This is a genomic window from Lysinibacillus sp. (assembly GCF_032093475.1).
Taxonomy (GTDB): domain Bacteria; phylum Bacillota; class Bacilli; order Bacillales_A; family Planococcaceae; genus Lysinibacillus; species Lysinibacillus irui.
The window spans coordinates 1929-5533 of record NZ_DAMDAY010000142.1; the positions used below are offsets into that span (position 1 = coordinate 1929).

Here is a 3605-nt window from a genome sequence, read left to right on the forward strand (position 1 = left end):
GGTTCTCAGTTCTTTATTGTACAAATGAAGCACCTTCCAAGTGATATGCTTCGTCAATTACAAGGAGCAGGCTTCCCAGAAGAGATTATTGAAGCTTACGCTCAAAACGGTGGTACACCTTGGTTAGACCATAAACACACAGTATTCGGCCATGTTGTAGAAGGTATGGACATTGTAGATAAAATTGCAGATGTAGAAAAGGATTTCCGTGATAAGCCATTAGAAGATGTGAAAATTGAGTCAATTACAGTCTTTGAATAATTCTTATAAGGACGTGTAGAGTATGCAAAATTTAATGTACCAATTTTTATATTTCCCTGAAGATAAATCAGGATATATTCCAGCGGCATTTGAATTTTTAATCATGCTTATTTTATGTATCATCGTGTTTACGCTTTTCCGAAAAATTTCAAAGAAGCAAGAAATGAAATCAAAGGAAATTGAAGCGCGTATCTTAGCAGAGAAGAAAAGTACAAACAACCAACAGAATATTTAATTAAAAAGAATCTGCCTCCACTGGAGACAGATTCTTTTATTTACATTTTTCTTTTAGCCCGACGAACCATGTTTTGTAGCGTTTTAAAGGCAGTGACAAAAACAAGGATTAGGGATAAGCCAATCCCACTTAATGCGGTAATAAAGGCTACCCATTCATACAGTGTATAGCTCCATATACTCTCAAAATCACTGCTATCCTTCCAACCTTCAATGACTAAGTTCATACCGTAAATACCCGACACAACAGTAAATACAGTTAAGATAAACAGTAAATTATTACTGCGATTATCTGATTGATCTTCTTGTGTTCGGTATAAGCTGTTCAATGTTTCTTTCGTTTCCACATAGTGCTCGTTTATACGGAAATACGTTCGCAGCATTTGAGATATTTCTCTGCCTTCTGTTCGAACAATGACTTCTTCAAAATAATAACGAGCAGAAAACTTTGTGATGAGCTCGATTAATTCGTTGACAACCTGTTTATCTTTGCCCCACTTTATTTCACTATATTCATAGGACAGCTTTAAGAGCATCATTTTATAAAAATAATGAATGAACAGATTGTAATAATGGGTACCCATAAATTCCTGAATACTATGAGTACATTTATCAAAAGGCTTATTTGTAATCGTTATTTGTGCCTGTGATGAGGTGATAATATAACTGTTAGGTGCCCATCGTGTATGAGCGTGTTCTTGCACATAATTAGAGATATATTGAGGATTCGTGCTAGATATAAAAGGCTTGCCATCTGGTGTCCTACCATCCACTTGCCCTAATCGAAATAAATGCTCAGGTAAAATTTCTGCTTCTTCCTCAGCTATTAAATAAGCAGATGCTAACATGCGCTCATCCTCAAAAAAAGGTAAGCCTTCGTAGCTATGATCTTGTTGGTGCAGTAGAAAAGGCCGTAAATAGGGGATGAAATGCTTAAATAATAGTTCACTTGTGGATGAACAATGGCCAAATGAAAAAAGATGACTGGCTCCCTTTTCCTCACGCAACTTAGCCTCTAACACTCTAAAATAGTGAATAAAATTCAAAATATCACTAAGATCATTTGGGGTATCTGTCATGCTTGTCCGTACAGTGACAATACCATTCCCAAAGGGACATAGTGTCACATCGATACTCATCACCTCGTAGTCATAATGGCTGCGACTTTCTTGATGTTGTAAGGAACCTTGTATATAGAATGCTTTTGAAAAACGGATAAAATCAGGACTGTCCATTTCGTTTGGAAATAATTTATCCTCTAAAAAGGGATAGAAAAATTGAGCAAGCTCCTCATGGATAATCGTTATATCACCATAAAATGCTTCTTCAAGAGTGGTGTTATTCAACGTGAAAAAGGAAAAGCCTTCTTGTAATAGTACATCACCAATCTTTTCACGATTATTGCTGGAATAGGCAAAAGGAAAAAGGAACGTCATATATGCACGTTTAATCGTTAATGGAGCCAAGCTCATGAAAAACACCTCTCTTTACATCCAATTGATAAGATACTTTTCCACAAAATAATCATTTTAAACATAAAAAGGATATCTACCAAAGTGGAGATATCCCATTCTTTTATTTCTTTATTATTGTTCAAAAGCTTTTTTAAATCGTTTTACACCATCTTGTACGGTTTCAAATGAACAAGCTACATTCATACGGAGGAAGCCTCGGCCTTCTTCACCGTATTTTGTCCCTGGTTCTAAAGCAAGCTTACCTACTTCTAATAAGCGATTCATAAGATCTTTTTCTTCAAGAGCTAGCTCTCTGTAATCAATCCAAATTAAATAAGTGGATTGTGGTTTCGTCACGCGAATGCCTGGAATCTGCTCTAACTCGGCTTTTACATAGTCCATATTGGCAGAAATATATGTGAGTAGTTCATCTAACCAAGCTGAGCCCTCAGTATAAGCGGCATGAAGTGCTACAGAGGCAAACGTATTCAGTGAGCCTTGCCCACTAGCCATATTAATTGCCTCTAGTTGTAAACGTTTTTTCTTATCTGTCACGATCATATAAGAAACTTGAATTCCTGCTAAGTTAAATGTTTTAGTGGGAGCCATACACGTGACAACACGATTAATTTCATCTCCTGCAATTTTTGCTAAAGGTATGTGTTTTTCCCCATTGATCATTAAATCAGCGTGAATTTCATCAGAAATAATGATGACATCGTATTTAGCGCAAAGTCGTACAATTTCTTTTAAAGTTGCTTCATCCCATACATAACCCCCTGGATTGTGAGGATTACATAATATGTAGGCTTTCACATTTTGCGCTAATGCTTGTTCAAACGCTTCAAAATCATAAACATAGGTACCATCTTTTTCAACTAATGGACAGCTTATAACTTCACGACCATTACTTTTCGGTATGTTAAAGAATGGTGGATAAACCGGTGAGGAGATGAGTACTTTGTCGCCAGGGTTAGTGAAAGCTACAATGCTATTGGCTAAAGCAGCGACGACACCATTGCAGAATACGATAGACTCTTTGTCAATATGCCAGTCATGACGAGTATTTTGCCAGTCTACGATTGACTGGATTGCATCTTCGCCAATAAAACTATAACCAAAAACAGTTTGTGCTGCATGTTGCTGTAATGCCTTTGAAACAGCTGCTGGAGCTGCAAAATCCATATCAGCTACCCACATTGGCAAGATATCAGACGCATCATGTAAGCCATAAACTTTTTCCATTGCGTCCCATTTTACGGAATTTGTACAACGACGTTTAATAGTTTGATCAAAAATAGACAAGCAAATCACTCTTTTCTTTTTTATTTACTATGGTATCATACGAGTATGATCAAAGGATAATAGGTGAGTATTTTGGAAAATATAAAAATGAATCAAGCAGCTGTCCATCTGCTAGAGGAGTGGGATCCATTCCACTTAGGTCCAGACCATTATGATACGGAAACAGCAGATGTTGTAGCGGCATTGCAAGGAATTGATGATCCTTCAACTCTTGCAAAAGTAATTCAAGAAACATATGAGCATTCGTTTGAACAATGGATACCGTTTGAAGATTGTGTAGCCATTTCTTATAAACTGATTGCGATTAAATTTGAAGCAAAATGTATTATCTAAAATATTTTGCATTTTTCT

The 3605-nt window shown here is 36.4% G+C and carries 5 protein-coding genes; 3 read left to right on the plus strand and 2 right to left on the minus strand.

From position 1 onward, the window contains the following. Both RT445_RS20930 and RT445_RS20935 read left to right on the plus strand, forming a co-directional pair. Positions 1-261: peptidylprolyl isomerase (locus RT445_RS20930; protein ID WP_313471490.1), on the plus strand; the 261-nt coding region annotated here is incomplete at its 5' end. A 22-nt stretch (positions 262-283) separates the two neighbouring features. Beyond that, complete coding sequence (locus tag RT445_RS20935) at positions 284-496, plus strand: hypothetical protein (protein WP_274794215.1); 213 nt, start codon at positions 284-286, stop codon at positions 494-496. A gap of 40 nt (positions 497-536) precedes the next feature. Here the strand turns inward: RT445_RS20935 and RT445_RS20940 are convergent, their stop codons facing one another. Continuing rightward, positions 537-1967 (minus strand): magnesium transporter CorA family protein, encoded by a 1431-nt coding sequence (locus tag RT445_RS20940; RefSeq protein ID WP_313471491.1) that lies wholly within the window; start codon positions 1965-1967, stop codon positions 537-539. Positions 1968-2081: 114 nt separating this feature from the next. Beyond that, a complete protein-coding gene (locus RT445_RS20945; protein ID WP_312505809.1) occupies positions 2082-3254 on the minus strand; it encodes a MalY/PatB family protein in 1173 nt (390 codons plus the stop codon). 72 nt (positions 3255-3326) lie between these two features. Between RT445_RS20945 and RT445_RS20950 the strand changes: the two genes are divergently transcribed. Then, positions 3327-3587 (plus strand): DUF1871 family protein, encoded by a 261-nt coding sequence (locus tag RT445_RS20950; protein WP_004228396.1) that lies wholly within the window; start codon positions 3327-3329, stop codon positions 3585-3587. The last annotated feature ends 18 nt before the right edge of the window (positions 3588-3605 follow it).

Coding starts and splice junctions, on each gene's coding strand:
- RT445_RS20935 (WP_274794215.1), top strand. CDS start 284: ATGCAAAATTTAATGTACCAATTTTTATATTTCCCTGAAGATAAATCA.
- RT445_RS20940 (WP_313471491.1), bottom strand. CDS start 1,967: ATGAGCTTGGCTCCATTAACGATTAAACGTGCATATATGACGTTCCTT.